The organism is Streptomyces sp. VRA16 Mangrove soil (assembly GCF_017377775.1).
Taxonomy (GTDB): Bacteria; Actinomycetota; Actinomycetes; order Streptomycetales; family Streptomycetaceae; genus Streptomyces.
Window position 1 is genome coordinate 426,280 of record NZ_JAFVLN010000003.1, and the last position, 17,312, is coordinate 443,591.

A 17,312-nucleotide genomic window follows, 5' to 3' on the forward strand; every position below is an offset into this window, starting at 1 on the left:
GGCGGCACGCCCAAGGCCGGGGCGGCGCGCCCATGGCGGCGGATGAGGCGAGGTGGAGGGGTTAGTGGTCGGCTTCTTGCAAGGGGTCGTCGGACGGGTCGGGGTCGTCCTCCAGGTCAAGCTCGTCGTCGAAGACCGCGCTCACGTCGAAGCGGCAGACCACTCTCTGCGGGTCGGCCTGGTCGAACGGTGCCTCCAGCCACTCGCCCGGTTCGGCCGGTTCGTCGGCGGCCGTGACCCAGAGCGTCGAGTCACCCTCCTCCAGGCCGAACTCCTTGTGCCGGGAGGCGATTTCGTCCGGTTCGAACTCACCGAAGAGCACACCGAGGGCGGCGTGCACGCTGCTTCCCGCACCCGCGGCGGAGCCGTTCTCCCCCTCCGGTCCCGCTTCGAGGTCGGCGACCCGGCCCGCCTGGGCGAGCAGCCGCTGCGGCTCCACCACGGCGTAGTCCCGCCGGATCAGCACGCTCAGCGCGTTCGGCTCCTCCGGCCCCGTGTACGGCGGCAGCGAGTCGTCCGCGCCGGGGATCTCGAAGGGGGTGACCTCGTCGTAACGGTCGTAGAGGAGCTCGTCGTACTCCTCCGCCGCCGCGGCGAGTTCGTTGAACGCTTCGTAGACGGCCGGGTCGTCCTCTCCCGACCTGCGCTCGACAGCCGCCAGGTGGCGGTCGAGCGCAGCCTTTACCGCCTCGGCGGCGGCGCGTACCTCGGCAGCGGTGGGCTGCGCAGCATCAGACATAGTGCAGACGCTATCCGTACCGGGCCACTGCCCGCACAATAGATGCGATGCCGGAATACGAATTTGTCGACGTGTACGTGCCGCGCGGGGTCTCCCGCAAGGAGGCGACGCGTCTGCTGACGGACCATGCAGAGTACGGACACTGGGAGTTGGACCGATTGAGCCTGCGCCGCGACGGCAGTCGCCGCGTGCGCCTGCGGAGGCGGATCATCCGCCAGATGCGGGCGACATGGTGACCTGAACCTGATGGGTCCGAGGCCACAACGGAGCGGGCCCCGCTGATGCGGGGCCCGCTCCGTTGTGCGCTGTCTGTACTGTTTCGCACCGGTACACGGTTCACACCGTTACGCGGACGCCTTCGCCCGGCGGTAGAGGACCGCGCCGCCGAGCAGCGCGCCCGCGGCCAGCGCGCCCGTCGCACCGATCGGCATGGAGCTGCCGGTCATCGCGAGCTGGGACTCGCCCTTCGGCTGGGTGACGGTCTGCGTCCCCGGCTGGTTGGGCTTGGTCGTACCCGGGTGGTGCCCGCTCGGCGTCGACGGCTGGCCGGGCGCACCGGGGTGGCCGGGAGTGCCCGGGTGGTGGGGCTGCCCCGGCGTGCTCGGCGGCTGGTGGGAGCCACCGCCGGGCGGCGTGGAGGTGTCCGAGCCACCACCGTTGGAACAGTCGTCGCCCATGGCGGCGTTGCCGACGGAGACGACGCCGACCTGGTTCCCGCAGACGTTGACCGGGACGTCCACCGGCAGCTGCACGGTGTTGCCGGAGCCGACGCCGGGCGAGTCGCTGGTGTGACCGCCGGCCTGCGCGCCGCCACCGGACTCGTGCGAACCACCGGAACCGTGCGAACCGGACCCGTACCCGGACCCGCTGTCGTCCGAGGTGTTGGCGCAGTTGTTGCCCGCCGCCGGGTTGAGCAGCCCGATGACGTTGACGGTGTTGCCGCACACATTGACCGGGATGTTCACCGGCAGCTGCACATTGTTGCCGGAGGCGACGCCGGGCGAGCCCGCCGCGCTTCCGTTCGCACCCGAGTCGGCGTGCGCGTAACCGCCGGTGACGGCGAGCACGCCGGTCGCGGCCGCCACGGTGATCAGGCCCTTGCGCGTGACCTGTCGCATAGCTTTCCCTGCCTTAGCACTTTGAGCGCTTGAAGCACTTTGCCTGGTACTGGGTACCTGTGGAGACGGCGGGAACTGGTGTGCCCCCGCCGTCGAATGCCGGTCGGCCCCGGAGTGCATGGCGCGCACTCCGGGGCCGACGGGCTCAGACCCTCAAGGGGTGAGGCACAACAACGTCAGCTGTTGGCGCAGGTGTTGCCGAAGGTGGGGTTCAGCAGCCCGATCACGGAGACCGTGTTGCCGCAGACGTTCACCGGCACGTGGATCGGCGCCTGGATGACGTTGCCCGACAGGACGCCCGGGGACTTCACGGCGGCACCCTGGGCACCGGCGTCAGCAGCGGCGATGCCCGCGCCGGCGAGCACGAGACCACCAGTGGCAGCCGCAGCAGCGACGACCTTCTTGATCATTATTCCTCCTTGTTGGCAATGCAGTCCCAGCCGCGGACTGCACTGTCTGTAACGAGGAGGAACTGATAGGGCTACGAGCTTATGGTTCCATTCACTCTTTCCAGCCGGATACGCACGGGCGGCCGATTTCCGGGCTCACGCGGTGTTGACGCCCCCTCGCGCCACCCGGCGCTCCGAACGGCCAGATCGGTCAGGAGGGTCAGGACGCGTCGATGAAGCGGTCGAGCACCCGGACACCGAACTTCAGACCGTCGACCGGGACGCGCTCGTCGACCCCGTGGAACATGCCGGCGAAGTCCAGCTCCGGCGGCAGCTGCAGCGGCGCGAAGCCGAAGTTGCGGATGCCCAGCTCCACGAACGACTTGGCGTCCGTACCGCCCGAGAGCATGTACGGGATGGCCTTGCCGATCGGGTCCTCGGCAGCGATCGAGGTCTTCATGGCCTCGACGAGCGCACCGTCGAAGGTCGTCTCGACGGCCTTGTCGGCATGCACGTCCTCGCGCCTGACCAGCGGGCCGAGGATCCGGTCGAGGTCGGCGACGAACTCGTCCTCGTACCCCGGCAGGAACCGGCCGTCGACGTGCGCGGTGGCCTCGCCCGGGATCACGTTCACCTTGTAACCGGCACCCAGCTGCGTCGGGTTGGCGGTGTTGGAGAGCGTGGCGCCGATCAGCTTGGCGATGCCGCCGAGCTTGGCGATGGTCTCCTCCATGTCCTCGGGGTCGAGCTCGGTGCCGAGCGCGTCGCCGAGCTCGTCGAGGAAGTGGCGCAGTGTCTTGGTGACGCGGACCGGGAACTTGTGGCGGCCCAGGCGCGCGACGGCCTCGGACAGCTCGGTGATGGCGTTGTCCCGGTGGATCATCGATCCGTGCCCGGCGGTGCCGGCCACGGTCAGCTTCATCCAGTGCATGCCCTTCTCGGCGGTCTGGACGAGATAGAGCCGCCGCTGCTCGTTCACGGTGAACGAGAAGCCGCCGACCTCGCTGATCGCCTCGGTGACCCCGTCGAAGAGGTCCCGGTGGTTGTCGACGAGGTGGCGGGCGCCCCAGGTGCCACCGGCCTCCTCGTCGGCGAGGAAGGCGAGGACGATGTCGCGCGGGGGCTTGCGGCCGGTGCGCAGCCGGTCGCGGACGACCGCGAGGGTCATCGCGTCCATGTCCTTCATGTCGACGGCGCCGCGGCCCCACACGCATCCGTCGGCGACCTCGCCGGAGAACGGGTGGTGGGTCCAGTCCGCCGCGTTCGCCGGTACGACATCGGTGTGGCCGTGGATGAGCAGCGCGGGCCGCGACGGGTCCTCGCCCTCTATACGGGCCACCGTGGAGGCCCGGCCCGGGTGGGACTCGAAGATCTGGGGCTCGAGGCCGACCTCCGCGAGCTTCTCGGCGACCCATTCGGCGGCCTTGCGCTCACCTGGACCCGAGTGGTCGCCGTAGTTGCTGGTGTCGATCTGGATCAGCTCGCGGCAGAGGTCGACGACCTCGTCCTGCCCGGAGACGGCCCTGCCCGTGCTCGACTCGCTCACGCTTGTTCCTCTCTCCCTGTGGATCCCCCTCATCCTCTCTCCCCGGGCCCTCTCACCCAAGGGCGGGCACCGCTCGTCACGTGTCGTTCACACGGGAAGCGCCGAGGTGGGGGGTGTGATCGGGGCACCGCGAAACCCTGGTAATGTTCTCTGTGTCGCCGCGGGAAACACACCGCGAACAGGCGATAGACACCTTGTCCGGGTGGCGGAATGGCAGACGCGCTAGCTTGAGGTGCTAGTGCCCTTTATCGGGCGTGGGGGTTCAAGTCCCCCCTCGGACACACATCGAATCCCCGCGGTCTTTCAAAGACCGCGGGGATTCTTCGTTCCCGGAGCGGGCCGGGGCACCGCGCTAGGTCCTGTCCGACGCGGTGACGAAGCGCTCGGCGGACAGGACCAGGACCGCGGTGAAGGCGATGAGTCCGCCGACGAGCGCCGAGCCGTCGAGTCCGACGGCGGTCAGCAGCACCCCGCTCAGCGCCGATCCGCCGGCGATCCCGATGTTGAACATGGAGGAACCGATCGCGGACGCGACATCGGGGCTCCGGGGTGCCACCCGCAGGATGCGACTCTGGAGACAGGTGGTCATCGCGGCCATGGAGCCGCCGAGGAGTGCGATGAGGCCCACCACCAGCCACGGTCGGCCCGCCGCGCAGGACAGCCCGAGCGTGGCCGAGGCCAGCAGCCCGGCGGAGACCATGAACGCGGGGCGCGGCCACCGGTCGACGATCATGCCCCCGATCGCGGAACCGGCGATCCCCGCCACCCCGGCACCCAGCAGCGTGGGGCCGATGGCGGAGGCGGGGAGGCCGCCGACATCGGTGACGTAGGCCGTGATGTACGTGTAGACGGTGAAGACCCCGCAGACGAGCAGGGCGATCACGGACATCAGCAGCCAGAAGACCCGGGCGTCCGGCGCGGCGGACCGCTCGGTCTCGGCTCGCGGCGCGAGGTCCGGCAGGGTGACGACCACGACGGCCAGGGCGAGCAGACCCAGTGCGGCCAGCACCACGAAGGGGACACGCCAGCCGAACTCCTGGCCGAGCCAGGTACCGGCCGGAACCCCCGCGACCGTCGCCAGCGACACCCCGGTGAACAGGCCTGCCACCACCCGCCCGCTGACCCGACGGGCGAACAGGGAGGTCGCGGTGGACGCCACGATCGACCAGTAGACGGCGTGCGCCAGCGCGCTGCCCATCCTGGCGGCCAGCAGCGATCCGTAGCCCGGCGCGATCGCGGCCACCAGGGTGGACGCGACGAGCACCGCCAGAGTGGTCATGATCAGGCGCTTCCGGTTCACTCTCCGGACGACGTGGGTGAGCGGCACCGAGGCGATGGTGACGACGGCGCCGTAGGCCGTCACCAGCAGGCCGGCCGCGCGCAGCGAGACGCCGAGGTCCGAGGCGATCATGGGCATCAGCCCCACGGGCAGGCTCTCCACCGTCGACAGCGAGAACAGCCCGAGGGCCAGCGCCGCGACCGTCGCCACCGGGGCCGGGCCCGGCACGCCGGTTCTCTTCAGGAGCATCAGCGGGCGAGCCCTCCCTTCGTCCGCGGCGCGGGCCCGGTCCCATGTCGATGCTTCCGGAAAGTTCTCGGAAACATGCCGCGATGTCAGCCGACACTCAAACAGGCAACTTCGTAAACATCAAGGCGTTATGGGGAGTTGAACTGGGAATCTGGCGTACCGGATCCCCGAAAGTATTTCGCTCAGCCGATCGGTCACCAGTCCGCGAACGCCCCGACCGCGTGGCGCCGCACCGCGTCGTGCCGGCTCTGCCGGGCGCGGCAGCCGTGCTCGTTGCGAGGTCTCTCCCCTACGAGTACTCCGTGCGCCGGTCGAAGACGAGGGGCCTGGCGACCCGCAGGGCCGTGGTGAGCGCGCCGAGCAGGACCGCGTCCTCGCCCGCGCGGCCGGCGGCGACGCGCGGGCGCAGCGGGGTGAGGCGGTGCAGGGCGTCCTCGACGGTGGCCAGCAGGAGGTCGGCGCCCCGGCCCACTCCTCCGCCGATGACGACCAGATCGGGGTCGAGGACGGCGGCGACGGTGGCGACGGCCAGGGCGAGGCGTTCTCCTTCCTGGCGTACGGCGTCGCGTGCGGCCGCGTCGCCTGCGCGGGCGGCGTCGAAGACCCGCTTGGCGGTGAGCGGGCCGGTCATGCCGCGCTCGCGTGCGGCCCGGACGACGGCGGCGGCGGAGACGGCGTCCTCCAGGTTGCCGCGCCGGGCGACCCCGTCCAGGGGGAGGAAGCCGATCTCGCCCGCGGCGCCGTGCGCGCCGAGGAAGAGTTCGCCGTCGGCGACGATGCCCATGCCGAGTCCCGTGCCCACGAGGACGTACACGAACAGGCGGCTGCCGGCGCCCGCGCCGAAGGTGTATTCGCCGAGGGCCGCGAGGTTGGCGTCGTTGTGGACGGAGAGCGGGGTGCCGAGCCGTTCGCGCATCCGCTCGACGAGTCCGGGGCGGCCCCAGCCCGGGAGGTTGACGGCGTAGCGGACGCGGCCGGTGTGGCGGTCGAAGACGCCCGGGGTGCCGACGGCGGTGTGCACGATGTCCGGTGCCGTCAACTCGGCTTCGGCGAGGGCCTGTTGGGCGCAGCCGACGGCGGTGTCGGCGACTCCGGTGGCGCTGCGGCCGCGGTTGCGGACCTCGGTGCGGGCGACGACGGTGCCGGAGAGGTCGGCGACGGCGGTGCGCAGCCGGGCCCGGCCGATGTCGATGCCGAGGACGTGTCCTGCGCGCGGGTCGGGCTCGTACAGGACGGCGATCCGGCCGCGGCTCTGCGCGTGGGTGCCGGCCTCACGGACCAGGCCCGCGCGTTCCAGGGCGGCGAGGGCGGAGGAGACGGTGGGCTTGGACAGGCCGCTGGCGCGGGCGAGCTGGGCCCGGGACGCCGGGCCCGAGGTGCGTAAGCGTTCCAGGAGCAGCCATTCGTTGTTGCTGCGCAGCCGCTGCCGGTTCCAGACCGGGGGCGTCGTCACGCGGTGGCCCCGTCGGCGGCGGGGACCGGGGCGTTCACGTGGCAGGCGGCCGTGTGGCCTGCCGCGACCGGGTTCAGGCGCGGGGTGACGTGCGCGCACACGTCGACCGCGAGGGGGCAGCGGGCGCGGAAGCGGCAGCCCGGGGTGGGGTCGATGACGACGGGCGGGTCGGACTTGGCGGTGGCGGCGTCCACGTCGAGCGGGGCGCGCGGGTCGGGCACGGCGGACAGGAGCAGGTCGGTGTACGGGTGGCGAGGGTGGGCGAGGACCTCCTCGGTGGGTCCTGTCTCCACGATGTGGCCGCCGTACATGACGGCGATCCGGTCGGCGAGGTAGCGGGCGCTCGCGATGTCGTGGGTGATGTAGAGCAGGGAGACGCCCTCGGTCTCGCGCAGTTCCGCCATGACGTTGAGCAGGCCGATGCGGATGGAGACGTCGAGCATGGAGACGGGTTCGTCGGCGAGGATCAGCCGGGGCCGGTGGGCGAGGGCCTGCGCGAAGCCGATGCGCTGGCGCTGGCCGCCGGAGAGCTCGTACGGGTAGCGGCCGAGGACCTCGGGGCCGAGGCCGACCGCCTCGGTGACCCGCTCGGCCTCCGCCTGCCGTTCCGCGCGCCCGAGGCGGGGCTGGTGCAGGGTGATGCCGCGCAGGATGCCGTGCGAGACGCGGTAGGCGGGGTTGAGGGAGGAGAACGGGTCCTGGAAGACCATCGGGACGGCGCCCCGGTAGGCGAGCTTCGCCCTGCGGCCGCGCTGATCGCTCAACGGCCTGCCCTGATAGAGGATATCGCCCTTCGTGGGCCGGTGGACCTGGGCGACAAGGCGGGCCAGCGTCGACTTGCCGCTGCCGCTCTCGCCGACGAGGGCGACGATCTCCCGCGCCCCGATCGACAGATCGACGTCGTCGACGGCGTGCAGGAGGCGCCGGGACAGGCCGGTGCCGACCTTGAAGTGGCGGGTGATGCCGCGCAGTTCGAGCAGCGGGGTGTCGGGCTCGGTCATCGGGTGGCCTCCGCGTGCAGCAGACAGCGGGCCCGCGCGTCCCCGACCTCGTACAGCTCGGGTGCGTGCTCGTGGCACGGCGCGTGGACGAGGGGGCAGCGCGGGGTGAAGCGGCAGCCGGACGGCGGGTCGGCGAGGTCGGGCGGGCTGCCGGGGATGCCGCGCAGCGGGACGCGCGGGCCGCGGATCGACGGGAACGCCTCCAGCAGGCCCCGGCTGTAGGGGTGGGCGGGGTGGTCGAAGACGGTGCGGGTGGGCCCGGTCTCGACGACCTGGCCCGCGTACATGACGAGCAGCCGGTCGGAGAAGTGGCTCACCAGCGACATGTCGTGGGTGACGAACAGGACGGCGAAGCCGAGGAGTTGCTGGAGTTCCTTGATCTGCACCATGAGGGAGCGCTGGGCGACGACGTCCAGGGCGGAGGTGGGTTCGTCCATGACGACGAGGTCGGGGGTGAGCAGCAGCGCCATGGCGATCATGGCGCGCTGGCGCATACCGCCGGAGAGCTGGTGCGGGTAGCTGCGCAGATGGACGGGGTCGATGCCGACGAGGTCGAGGACCTCGGCGGAGCGGGCGCGGATCTCCTCGTCGGTGTACGTGCCGTGGGCGGCCATGGCGTCCTTGTACTGGGCGGCGAGGGTGGCCACCGGGTTGAGGGCGTTCATGGCGCTCTGCAGGACGACGGAGAGCTCGCGCCAGCGCAGCCGGTTCAGTTCGCGCTCGGGGAGCGCGACGAGATCGGTGCCCTTGAAGCGGACCGTGCCGCCCGCGACCCGGGCGGGCGGGTTGAGCAGACCGGTCACGGCGAACAGCAGGGTGGACTTGCCGCAGCCCGACTCGCCGACGACGGCCGTGAACTCGCCCTCTTCTACGGCGAGTTCGACGTGGTCGACGGCGGCGACGGGGCCGCGCTCGGTGTCGTAGACGACGCTCAGGTCACTGACGTCGAGCAACGGGCGCTCAGGCACGCCTCCTCCTTCGCGCAAGGCTGCGGACGGGCCGCAGGGCCGGGTTGCCGATCTCGTCGAAGGCGTAGTTGATCAGGGCGAAGGAGACGCCGAGCAGGGCGACGCACAGCCCGGGGGCGATGGACCACAGCGGGGTGCCGGTCTGCAGGGCCTGCTGGTTCTGGGCCCAGTACAGCATCGTGCCCCAGCTCTGCGAGTTCGGGTCGCCGAGGCCGAGGAACTGCAGGCCGGCCGCGCTCAGCACCGAGTACAGCGCGGCGCCCAGGAAGTTGGCGACGATCAGCGAGGTCATCGTCGGCAGCACTTCGCGGACGATGATGTACGAGCGTCGCTCGCCGCGCACCCGCGCCGATTCGAGGAAGTCGCGGTTGCGCAGGGAGAGGGCCTGGGCGCGCATCTGGTTGGCGCCGTAGGACCAGCCGGTGAGGACGAGGACGGCGAGGATGACGTTGAGGGAGCCCTTGCCCGCGTACTTGGCGAGGATGATCACCAGCGGGAACGCGGGGATGACCAGCACGACGTTCGTGAGCAGCGACAGGAGGTCGTCGGCGAGGCCGCCGAGGTAGGCGGCGGAGACGCCGATGAGGACGGACAGGACAGTGGCGAGGGCTCCGGCGACCACCGCGATGATCAGTGACTCCCGTGTCCCGTAGACGAGTTGGGACCAGATGTCCTGGCCGAGGGCCGTGGTACCGAGGAGGTGCGCGGTGGACGGGTCGAGGCGGGGCTCGTACGTCGTGTCGTCCGGGTGGCGCACCGAGGTGAACAGGCCGGGGAACGCGGCGACGAGCGTGAACACGAACAGGATGACCGTGCCCGCCAGTGCCTTGCGGTTGCCGCGGATCGCGCGTGGGATCCCGCCGCGGCGCGTCACGACCGGGCCCGGGGGTCGAGCCAGACCGTCGCGATGTCGACGGCGAGCAGCGCGACGAGGACCGCCACCGTGAACAGCATGAACAGGGCCTGCATCAGGGGGTAGTCGACGTTCTGCACGGCGTTGTAGAGGAGGTAGCCGACGCCGGGGTAGTTGAAGACGTACTCGATGAGGATGGCGCCGGAGATGACGAAGCCGAGCGACATGGCGAAGCCCGCGAGGTTCGGCAGGATCGCGTTGCGGGCGCCGTACGCGTACATGATGCGGCGCGGGTTGAGGCCCTTGGCCCGTGCCATCCGGACGTAGTCCTCCGCCAGCGTGGTGATCATGTTGTTGCGCATGGTCAGGATCCAGCCCCCGATCGTGGTGATCAGCAGGGTCGCCGCGGGCAGGACCGCGTGGCTGAGGACGCTGCCGACGAAGCCGGGCGAGAAGCCGGGCACGATCGACGTGTCGTAGTTGAAGTTGGCGGGCAGCCAGCCGCCGGTGCCCTGGGAGAAGACCAGGATCAGCAGCAGGCCCACCCAGAAGTACGGCAGCGCCGAGGTGACGACGAAGATCGGCGGGAGGATCGCGTCGAGGGCGCCGCCGCGCCGCCAGCCCGCGACGGTGCCGATGAGCGTGCCGAGCACGAACGCGAGGACCGTGGTGAGGCCGACGAGGCCGAGCGTCCAGGGCAGGGCGCCGCCGATCAGCTTGGTGACCGGCTCGCCCAGCGTCTGGCCGATGGAGCGGCCCCAGTTGCCGGTGAACATGTGGCCCAGGTAGTCGGCGTACTGGACCGCCACGTTCTCGTCGGGCTTGAACCCGAACGACGTCAGCATCTGCTCCAGCGCGTCCCGGGAGACCCGGCCGCGGGTGCGCACGGTGAGCGCGTCGACCGGGTCGCCCGGCATGAAGCGCGGGATGAAGAAGTTCAGGGTGAGGGCCGCCCAGAGCGTGACGAGGAAGAACCCCAGGCGGCGCAGGATGAAGCGCACAGGTCACCGCCTACTGGGCCGACTTGGAGTACAGGTGGGTCAGCACCTGTCCGGTGTCCGGGAAGTTGTAGGCGGACGGCTGGGCGTACGGGTTGTCCTTCGTCGGCCAGCCCGCGATGTCCTTGGTGTTGTACTGGAACCAGTCGACGGCCTCGACGACCGGGATCACCGGCACGTCGTCGAGCATGTACTGGGCGACCTGCTGCACGATCGCCACCTGCTCGCTCTCCCCCGCCGACGCGTAGTCGTTGAGGAGCTGGTCGACCTTCGGGTTCTTGTAGCGCTCCCAGTTGCTGGCGGCGTTCTTGCCGAGCGGGGCGCTGTTCGCCGAGTGCAGGGTCTGGCGCAGTTCGTAGTACGGGGTCGGGCCGGTGGTCTGCTGGGTGTAGTACGCCAGGTCGTAGTCACCGGTGTAGAGGCGGCCGACCATGGTCTGCTGCGCGAGGTCCTGGACGACGAGGTCGATGCCGACGGCCGCCAGGTTCTGCTTGATGACCTTGAGCGAGGCGTCCCAGTCGGTGTAGCCGGTGATCGTGAGGATCTTCAGCTTGAGCGGCTTGGACGGCGAGTAGCCGAGGCCGGCGAGGAGCTTCTTGGCGCGGGCCGGGTCGGGCCCGTCGAAGCCGGCCTTCCGCACGGCGCCCGCGTCGAAGTACTTGTCGAAGGTCGGGGTGACGATGCCGGACTGGTTCGCGGCCGGTTCCTGCCCGCCGACGCCGATCTTCGACACCTTGTCCCGGTCGATGGCCAGCGAGATCGCCTGGCGGACCTTGAGGTTGCTGCTCATCTTGTGGGAGGGGTCGAGATTCGGGTAGATGCTGACGTTCTGGACGGGCGGCGACCAGGTGTGGTTGTCCTGGGACTTGTCCAGGTAGAACTGCTGGATGCCGGGGATGAACTGGCTCCCCCACTGCGCCTTGCCGCTCGCGAGGTCCAGGTTGGCGGGCCCGTTGTCCAGGTAGGCCGGATACTCGACCTTCTGGATGTACGGCTTGCCCTTCTGCCAGTAGTCCGGGTTGGCGGTGTACTGGATGTTGTTGGCCGAGCAGGGGTCGACCTCGAAGGGGCCGGTGCCGACGGGCTTCTTGTCGACCCAGGTGTCCGGCTTCTTCGCCGCGTCGCCGGTGCCGAAGATGTGCTCGGGCACGATGGCGACCTGGTGGGCGAACGCGTAGAAGTACGGCTGCGCGGCCTTCTTGAACTGCAGGCTGACCTGGTCGCCGGAGGTGGTGACGGACTGGAGTCCGGCCGTGGTCCACAGGGCGTACAGGTCGGTCGACGGGGACTTCTTCATCAGGTTGAAGGTGAACGCGACATCCTTCGCCGTGAACGGCTTGCCGTCGTTCCACTTCACGCCGGAGCGGATGGTGAAGTCGATGCGGGTCTTGTCCGCGTTCCACTTGTAGCTCTTGGCGAGCATCGGCGTCTCGGCCTGGTCCTTGAGCGCGTTGACGAAGACGAGGGGCTCGTAGACGAAGCCGATGGAGGTGTTGTAGACGGCCGGGTTGAACGGGTTGAAGTTGCAGGTCCACGTCTGCCCCGCCGTGTTGGCGATGGTGACGGTGCCGCCCTTCTTCTTCGGGCCGCTGCTGTCGGCGGTTCCGGTGCCGCCACCGGAGTCGTCCGAGTTGTTCCTGTGCTCCGTCTCCGAGCAGGCCGTCGCGGCCAGGATCAGCATGAGCGCGACGGCGACGATTCGGGTGTGCCTCATGGCTTCCAGCCCCTACCAGTAAAGTTACGTAACTTAACCGGGCATCGAAAGACTGTACGCGCGGCCGGAGCCGCGCGTAAGTCCCCCTGCACAGAGCTGAATTGACGATCAGTCAGCGATGGCCGGACGCCGTCATCCGGTGAAGCCGGCCGTGATCTTCGTGAACTGCCAGTTGTCCTGGCTGATGCCGGAGCAGTTCTCGGCGACGCCGCCGCCCGCGCACGGCCGGTCGCGGTTGACCGACCAGAAGGCGAGCCGGGCGAGGTGCTTGCTGTTCGCCCAGTCCTTGATCTGGGTCCAGACGGCGGGGGTCGTGGTCTCCTGCTGGTCGCTGAGACCGTTCATCCCGGAGATGCCCATGTGGGCGTACGCCGTGGCGTCGTCCCAGCCGTAGACGGACTTGAGCTTGGTCTTCAGCCCCTCGGCGGCGTTCACGGTGCTGCCGTACATGTCGCTGCCGCCGCCGAAGTCGAACGGCATGATGGTGAAGACGTCGATGTCGGCGCCCAGCGCCTTGGACTGCTCGATGAGCCGGTTGCTGTAGTACGTCGGCCCGGTGGTGGCGGTACCGAAGGTGAGGATGGTCCTCAGGCCGGGGTTGTTCGCCTTGACGATCTTCAGGGCGTTCAGGATCCGGTCCTGCACGGCCGTGTTCTCGAACTCGTCGCTGTTCTCGATGTCGACGTCGATCGCCTTGAGCCCGTACGCGTCGATCACCTTCTGGTACGCGCCCGCGAGCGCTTCCGGTGTCGAGCAGTTGGGGCCGAGCTTGTTGCCGCTCCAGCCGCCGATGGACGGGACGATGTCGCCGCCCGCCGCGCGGATCGCGTTGATCGCGGTCTGGTCCTGGCCGCCGGTGAGCGGTCGTGAGCCGTCCCAGGCCGGGTTGCAGCCGCCGGAGGAGAGGATGAACGCCATCGTGAACCATTTGACGCCGGTCGCGCCCATGACGGTGGCCGGGCTCGGCGGGTCGCCCCAGCCGGTGTAGTAGTACGGGGCCGCCTGCTTGAACCCGGTGCCGCCGCCGGTGCCCGCGGCGGTCGTCACCGAGACGGCGTTCGAGGCGGCCGAGCTGTTGCCCGCCGCGTCGTGCGCCTTGACGGTGAAGCTGTACGCGGTGGAGGGCGAGAGACCGGAGACGGTGGCCGACGTCCCGCTCACGGTCAGGAGTTTGTTGCTGCCGCCGGAGTAGATGTCGTACCCGGTGACGCCGACGTTGTCGCTCGCCGCGCTCCACGAGAGAGAGACGCTGGAGGACGTCTTGGCGGTGGAGGTGAGGTTCATGGGCGCACTCGGCGCCTGGGTGTCGCTGCTGCCGCCGGGGCCGTCGAGGCTGATGTCGTCGGCGTAGTAGGTGCCCTGGCCGTACCAGCCGTGGGTGTAGACAGTGGCGCTGGTCTGCGTGGCGCCGGTGGTGAACTGCACGGTCAGCTGGGCGTACGTGGACGGGGACTGGGTCCACGTGGAGCCGCCGCCGTCGACGCCGAGGTAGACGTAACTGCCGCGCACCCAGCCGGAGAGCGTGTACGTGGTGTTCGGCTGGACGGCGACGACCTGTCCGCACTTGGCGTTGTCGCTCGAACTCGCGGCGCCCGCAAGGGCTTTGGTGCCGCCGTGGACGGGGGTGGAGACCACGGAGCCGAGGTTGCCCGTGCAGGACCACGGGCCGAGCGAGCCGGACTCGAAGCCGGCGTTGGTCAGGATGTTGGCGGCCTGTGCGGTGCCGGGCAGGGCCACGGCGCCGCCGAGGGCGAGGGCGGCGGTGCCGAGCAGGGCGAGTATGCGGGACCGTGCGGAGCGGCGACGGGTCTGCCGTCTTCGGATGGGGGACACGCGAACTCCCTTGGGGGTGAGGGGGGTTGGGGTGTGCGCGAACCGGGTGGTGCTCTGCTGTGGCTGTGGAGCTTTCTGTTCCGCACATAAGTTGGTATGGACCAATGCCGTTGTCAAGACGGCGGTACGTTCGGCTGCGGCGCGGGGCCCCGCCGGGGCCCCGCGCCACCCCTCCTAGCCCTCGGCCGACTTCCTGACGTGCAACACGGTTGCGTCCAGGGGGAGTCGGGCCCGTCCGGTCAGCGTGAGGCCCGCTTCGCGGAAGAGGTGCGCATAGTGGTCGGCGCGGCGTTCACGGCCGCCGACGTTGCACATCATGTGGAGGTCCCAGGCCGCGGCGAGGGACGGGGCGCCGTCGGGCGGCAGGACGCGTTCGACGACGAGCAGATCGGCGTGGGCGGGCATCGCGGCGGCGATGTGGCGCAGGATCTCGCGACAGCGGTCGTCGTCCCAGTCGTGCAGCACGCGGGAGAGCAGATAGACGTCGCCGCCGGTGGGGACGTCGGCGAAGTCCCCGACGCGGTACGTGCAGCGGTCGCCGACACCCGCCGCGGCCAGGGACTGCCGGGCGGCCTCGGCGACGTGTGGGCGTTCCAGGAGGACGCCTTCGAGACGCCGGTGGACGGTGAGGATCCGGGCGAGGAGTGCGCCGTTGCCGCCCGCGACGTCGACCACGGTCGCGGGCTCGGGGGCACGGCTCGCAGCGAGCAGCACCGGGTGGGTGGGCAGCGGCTCGAACATGGCGGCGCCCGCGGCCATGGACCGGTCGAAGAGGCCGGCGAGTTCGGGGTCGCGCGCGAAGTGGTCGAAGTGGTGGGCGCCGAAGAGGTGCTCGAAACCGGGCTCGCCGGTGCGCACGGTGTGGGCGAGTTCGGCGAAGGAGCGGTAGAACGGGCCGCCGTACATCAGGGCCAGCGCGCTCATCGAGTCCGGGGTGCCGGTGCGCAGCAGGGCGCCGAGCGGGGTGAGCCGGTAGTGGTCGTCGTCGCCCGGCTGCCGCGCGACGGCGCCCAGGGTCTCCAGGTACCGCAGCAGCCTGGCGAGGCCGTCCGGGACGGCGCCGGTCGTCCGGGCCAGGTCATCGACGGCGCTCGCCCGTTCCGGGTCCATCGCGTCGGCGATCCCCAGCCGCACGAAGGCGGCGAGGGCCTGGGTGGTCCAGGCGCCGGTGAGCAGGCGCAGCAGTGCCTCGGCGGGCTGCCGCGCCTGGTGGGCGGCGAGGTGGGCGGTGAGGATGTCCCGGTGGTCGCCGGGGGCGTAGAGCTCCAGGCGGCGGTACTCGGTCTTGGTGTCGTCGGGCGCCGTGAAGTAGAAGACCGTGCCGTTCTCGTGCGGGTTGTAGCCGCCGCCGTCGGGGACCGCGCCGAAGCGGCCGAGCGTGACGCACAGGCCGCGCAGGACGAGCGGGTCGGGGGCCTGGACCTCGAAGGCGAGGTGGGCCTCCTGCTGCCGTTCCCGCTCGTGGGCGACCAGGCGGTCGAGGCCGGAGCCGGGCGGCACGGTCAGGGCGAACACCTCGACGGTGCGGTGGGCTCCGTCGCGGCCGGTCACGGCGGGCCGCAGGATGCCGACGGCCAGGTCGGCAGGGTCGCGACGGTGGCGGACGGCGAGCCGTTCGCGGACCACGACGCTGGGCCGGGGCGGGCCGTCGGGGGTGAGGCCCGCGTCGGCGAGGGAGGCCGTCAACTCCCGCTCGTCCTGCGGGAAGACGAGCAGCGCCGCGTGGGCGAAGCGGCAGCGGTCCGCCAGGGCGCGCAGCTCCGGTCCGTCCAGGCCGGGCAGCAGCAGCGGGAGCAGGGTGGCGGTGTCCTGCTCACGGACGAAGTCGGCGGTGGCGCGCAGGCGCGCCGAGTCGCCCGACATCGAGGGGATCATCGGGAACGTTTCCTCGGTTCGATGGCCAGAAATGCTCAGGGGAGGGTGGCGTGCGGGTGCCGGGGTTCAGGGCAGGCGGACGCCGACGTAGTGCTCGGCGAACCAGTCCTGCTGGGCACGGGAGTCGCGCAGCGCGCTGATGCGGGAGCGGCGCAGGGAGTCGTGGAAGCGGGCCGCGCCGTCGGTGCCGGCCGGCCCGTGCAGCAGCCGGATCATCCACTGCGAGAACTCCTGGGCGCGCCAGATGTGGGCCAGGCAGCGCTCGGAGTAGTGGTCGAGCCCGGCGGGGTCGCCGTGGAGGAGGGCGTCGGCCAGCGCACGGGCCAGCAACTCGGCCTCCAGGACGGCCAGGTTGGCGCCCTTGGCGGCGGACGGACTGATGAGGCTGGCGGCGTCACCGGCGAGGAGCAGCGAACCGTGCCGGAGGGGCTCGATGACGTCGGACTCCAGATGAACGATTCCGCACTGGCCGATCGGGCCGCGGCGCAGCGGCCCGTACGCGTCGGTGCGCATGCGCAGCGAGAGCTCGTCCCAGATCCGCTCCTCGGGCCAGTCCTCGACCCGGGCGTCGGGGGCGCACTGCAGGTAGTAGCGGGTGACCGTGTCGGTGCGGGCCATGTGTCCGGCGAAGCCGCGGGGGTGCACGGCGTAGCCGACGGCGTCCAGGCTGGGCGGGGCCTCGGCGAGCAGGCCGAGCCAGGTGACGCCGTGGTCGAGGTGGTGGCGGGCGGCGCCGGGCGGCAGCGAGCGGCGGGCCGCGCCGTGCCGGCCGTCGCAGCCCGCGACGTAGCGGGCCCGCCAGCGGGCGGTGCCGCCGTCGGGGGTGCGGACCTCGACCTCGGGCCGGTCGCCGTCGGCGCCGTGCACGGCGAGCGCCTCGGTCTCGAAGCGGATGCGTCCGCCGGCGTCGAGGTAGTGCCTCAACAGGTCGGACACCAGGTCCTGTTGGGGGTAGACGGTGTGCCGTTCGCCGCGGCCGAGGGTGCTGTAGTCGAGGCGGAACCGGCCGTCCTCGGAGCGGAACTCGCAGGTGCTGTGCGGCCGTCCGTGCCGGGTCAGTCCGTCGGCGAGGCCGTGCCGCTGAAGGATCCGTACGGTGTGGGCGGCGAGGAAACCGGCGCGCGCCCTGGTCCTGATGTGCTCGCCGCTGCCCCGCTCCAGGACGACGCAGTCGATGCCGTCGCCCTGGAGGAGATTGCCGAGCAGGAGGCCGGCCGGTCCGGCCCCGAGAATGACAACGTCCGCCCTGTCACTGACTGTTGCCGTGATCTTCCGTTCTGTCACGGACAGTGACTCT

The 17,312-nt window shown here is 70.8% G+C and carries 15 protein-coding genes and 1 tRNA gene; 2 read left to right on the top strand and 14 right to left on the bottom strand.

What is annotated here, in order from left to right; all coding sequences use genetic code 11:
* Positions 1 to 61: 61 nt before the first annotated feature.
* On the bottom strand, positions 62 to 739 hold the full coding sequence (locus tag J3486_RS11340) for a hypothetical protein (RefSeq protein WP_207820082.1): 678 nt from the start codon (positions 737 to 739) through the stop codon (positions 62 to 64).
* Between the two features lie 47 nt (positions 740 to 786).
* Here J3486_RS11340 and J3486_RS11345 point away from each other — a divergent pair, with 47 nt between their 5' ends.
* Positions 787 to 975, top strand: a complete 189-nt coding sequence (locus J3486_RS11345) for a DUF5703 family protein (RefSeq protein ID WP_207820083.1) — start codon at positions 787 to 789, stop codon at positions 973 to 975.
* A 108-nt stretch (positions 976 to 1,083) separates the two neighbouring features.
* On the opposite strand, the gene J3486_RS11350 is transcribed toward J3486_RS11345, so the two are convergent.
* The 3 genes from J3486_RS11350 to J3486_RS11360 all read right to left on the bottom strand — a co-directional run bounded on the left by J3486_RS11350 (position 1,084) and on the right by J3486_RS11360 (position 3,792).
* Complete coding sequence (locus tag J3486_RS11350) at positions 1,084 to 1,857, bottom strand: chaplin (RefSeq protein WP_207820084.1); 774 nt, start codon at positions 1,855 to 1,857, stop codon at positions 1,084 to 1,086.
* Positions 1,858 to 2,033: 176 nt separating this feature from the next.
* A complete protein-coding gene (locus tag J3486_RS11355; protein ID WP_207820085.1) occupies positions 2,034 to 2,267 on the bottom strand; it encodes a chaplin in 234 nt (77 codons plus the stop codon).
* 199 nt (positions 2,268 to 2,466) lie between these two features.
* Positions 2,467 to 3,792, bottom strand: a complete 1,326-nt coding sequence (locus tag J3486_RS11360) for a M20/M25/M40 family metallo-hydrolase (RefSeq protein WP_207820086.1) — start codon at positions 3,790 to 3,792, stop codon at positions 2,467 to 2,469.
* A 196-nt stretch (positions 3,793 to 3,988) separates the two neighbouring features.
* Between J3486_RS11360 and J3486_RS11365 the strand changes: the two genes are divergently transcribed.
* A tRNA-Leu gene (locus J3486_RS11365) sits at positions 3,989 to 4,073 on the top strand.
* Between the two features lie 71 nt (positions 4,074 to 4,144).
* On the opposite strand, the gene J3486_RS11370 is transcribed toward J3486_RS11365, so the two are convergent.
* The 10 genes from J3486_RS11370 to J3486_RS11415 form a co-directional block, all read right to left on the bottom strand.
* Positions 4,145 to 5,320 carry an MFS transporter gene (locus tag J3486_RS11370; protein ID WP_207820087.1) on the bottom strand — a complete coding sequence of 392 codons (1,176 nt, stop codon included), beginning with the start codon at positions 5,318 to 5,320 and terminating at the stop codon, positions 4,145 to 4,147.
* 289 nt (positions 5,321 to 5,609) lie between these two features.
* Entirely contained in the window at positions 5,610 to 6,773 is a 1,164-nt protein-coding gene (locus J3486_RS11375) for an ROK family transcriptional regulator (protein ID WP_207820088.1), read from the bottom strand.
* On the bottom strand, positions 6,770 to 7,774 hold the full coding sequence (locus J3486_RS11380; protein WP_207820089.1) for an ABC transporter ATP-binding protein: 1,005 nt from the start codon (positions 7,772 to 7,774) through the stop codon (positions 6,770 to 6,772). Before J3486_RS11380 ends, J3486_RS11375 begins: the two co-directional genes overlap by 4 nt.
* Positions 7,771 to 8,742 (bottom strand): ABC transporter ATP-binding protein, encoded by a 972-nt coding sequence (locus J3486_RS11385; RefSeq protein ID WP_207820090.1) that lies wholly within the window; start codon positions 8,740 to 8,742, stop codon positions 7,771 to 7,773. The genes J3486_RS11380 and J3486_RS11385 overlap by 4 nt, the downstream gene beginning before the upstream one ends.
* Positions 8,735 to 9,616 carry an ABC transporter permease gene (locus tag J3486_RS11390; protein ID WP_207820091.1) on the bottom strand — a complete coding sequence of 294 codons (882 nt, stop codon included), beginning with the start codon at positions 9,614 to 9,616 and terminating at the stop codon, positions 8,735 to 8,737. The genes J3486_RS11385 and J3486_RS11390 overlap by 8 nt, the downstream gene beginning before the upstream one ends.
* Positions 9,613 to 10,596: an ABC transporter permease gene (locus tag J3486_RS11395; protein WP_207820092.1), complete on the bottom strand. Its 984-nt coding sequence runs from the start codon at positions 10,594 to 10,596 to the stop codon at positions 9,613 to 9,615. The genes J3486_RS11390 and J3486_RS11395 overlap by 4 nt, the downstream gene beginning before the upstream one ends.
* A 10-nt stretch (positions 10,597 to 10,606) precedes the next feature.
* Entirely contained in the window at positions 10,607 to 12,307 is a 1,701-nt protein-coding gene (locus J3486_RS11400; RefSeq protein WP_229377831.1) for an ABC transporter substrate-binding protein, read from the bottom strand.
* A 132-nt stretch (positions 12,308 to 12,439) separates the two neighbouring features.
* Complete coding sequence (locus J3486_RS11405; protein WP_307804779.1) at positions 12,440 to 14,140, bottom strand: fibronectin type III domain-containing protein; 1,701 nt, start codon at positions 14,138 to 14,140, stop codon at positions 12,440 to 12,442.
* Positions 14,141 to 14,314: 174 nt separating this feature from the next.
* Complete coding sequence (locus J3486_RS11410; protein WP_207820093.1) at positions 14,315 to 16,015, bottom strand: methyltransferase; 1,701 nt, start codon at positions 16,013 to 16,015, stop codon at positions 14,315 to 14,317.
* Positions 16,016 to 16,081: 66 nt separating this feature from the next.
* Positions 16,082 to 17,299: a 4-hydroxybenzoate 3-monooxygenase gene (locus tag J3486_RS11415; protein ID WP_307804780.1), complete on the bottom strand. Its 1,218-nt coding sequence runs from the start codon at positions 17,297 to 17,299 to the stop codon at positions 16,082 to 16,084.
* Positions 17,300 to 17,312 lie beyond the last annotated feature (13 nt).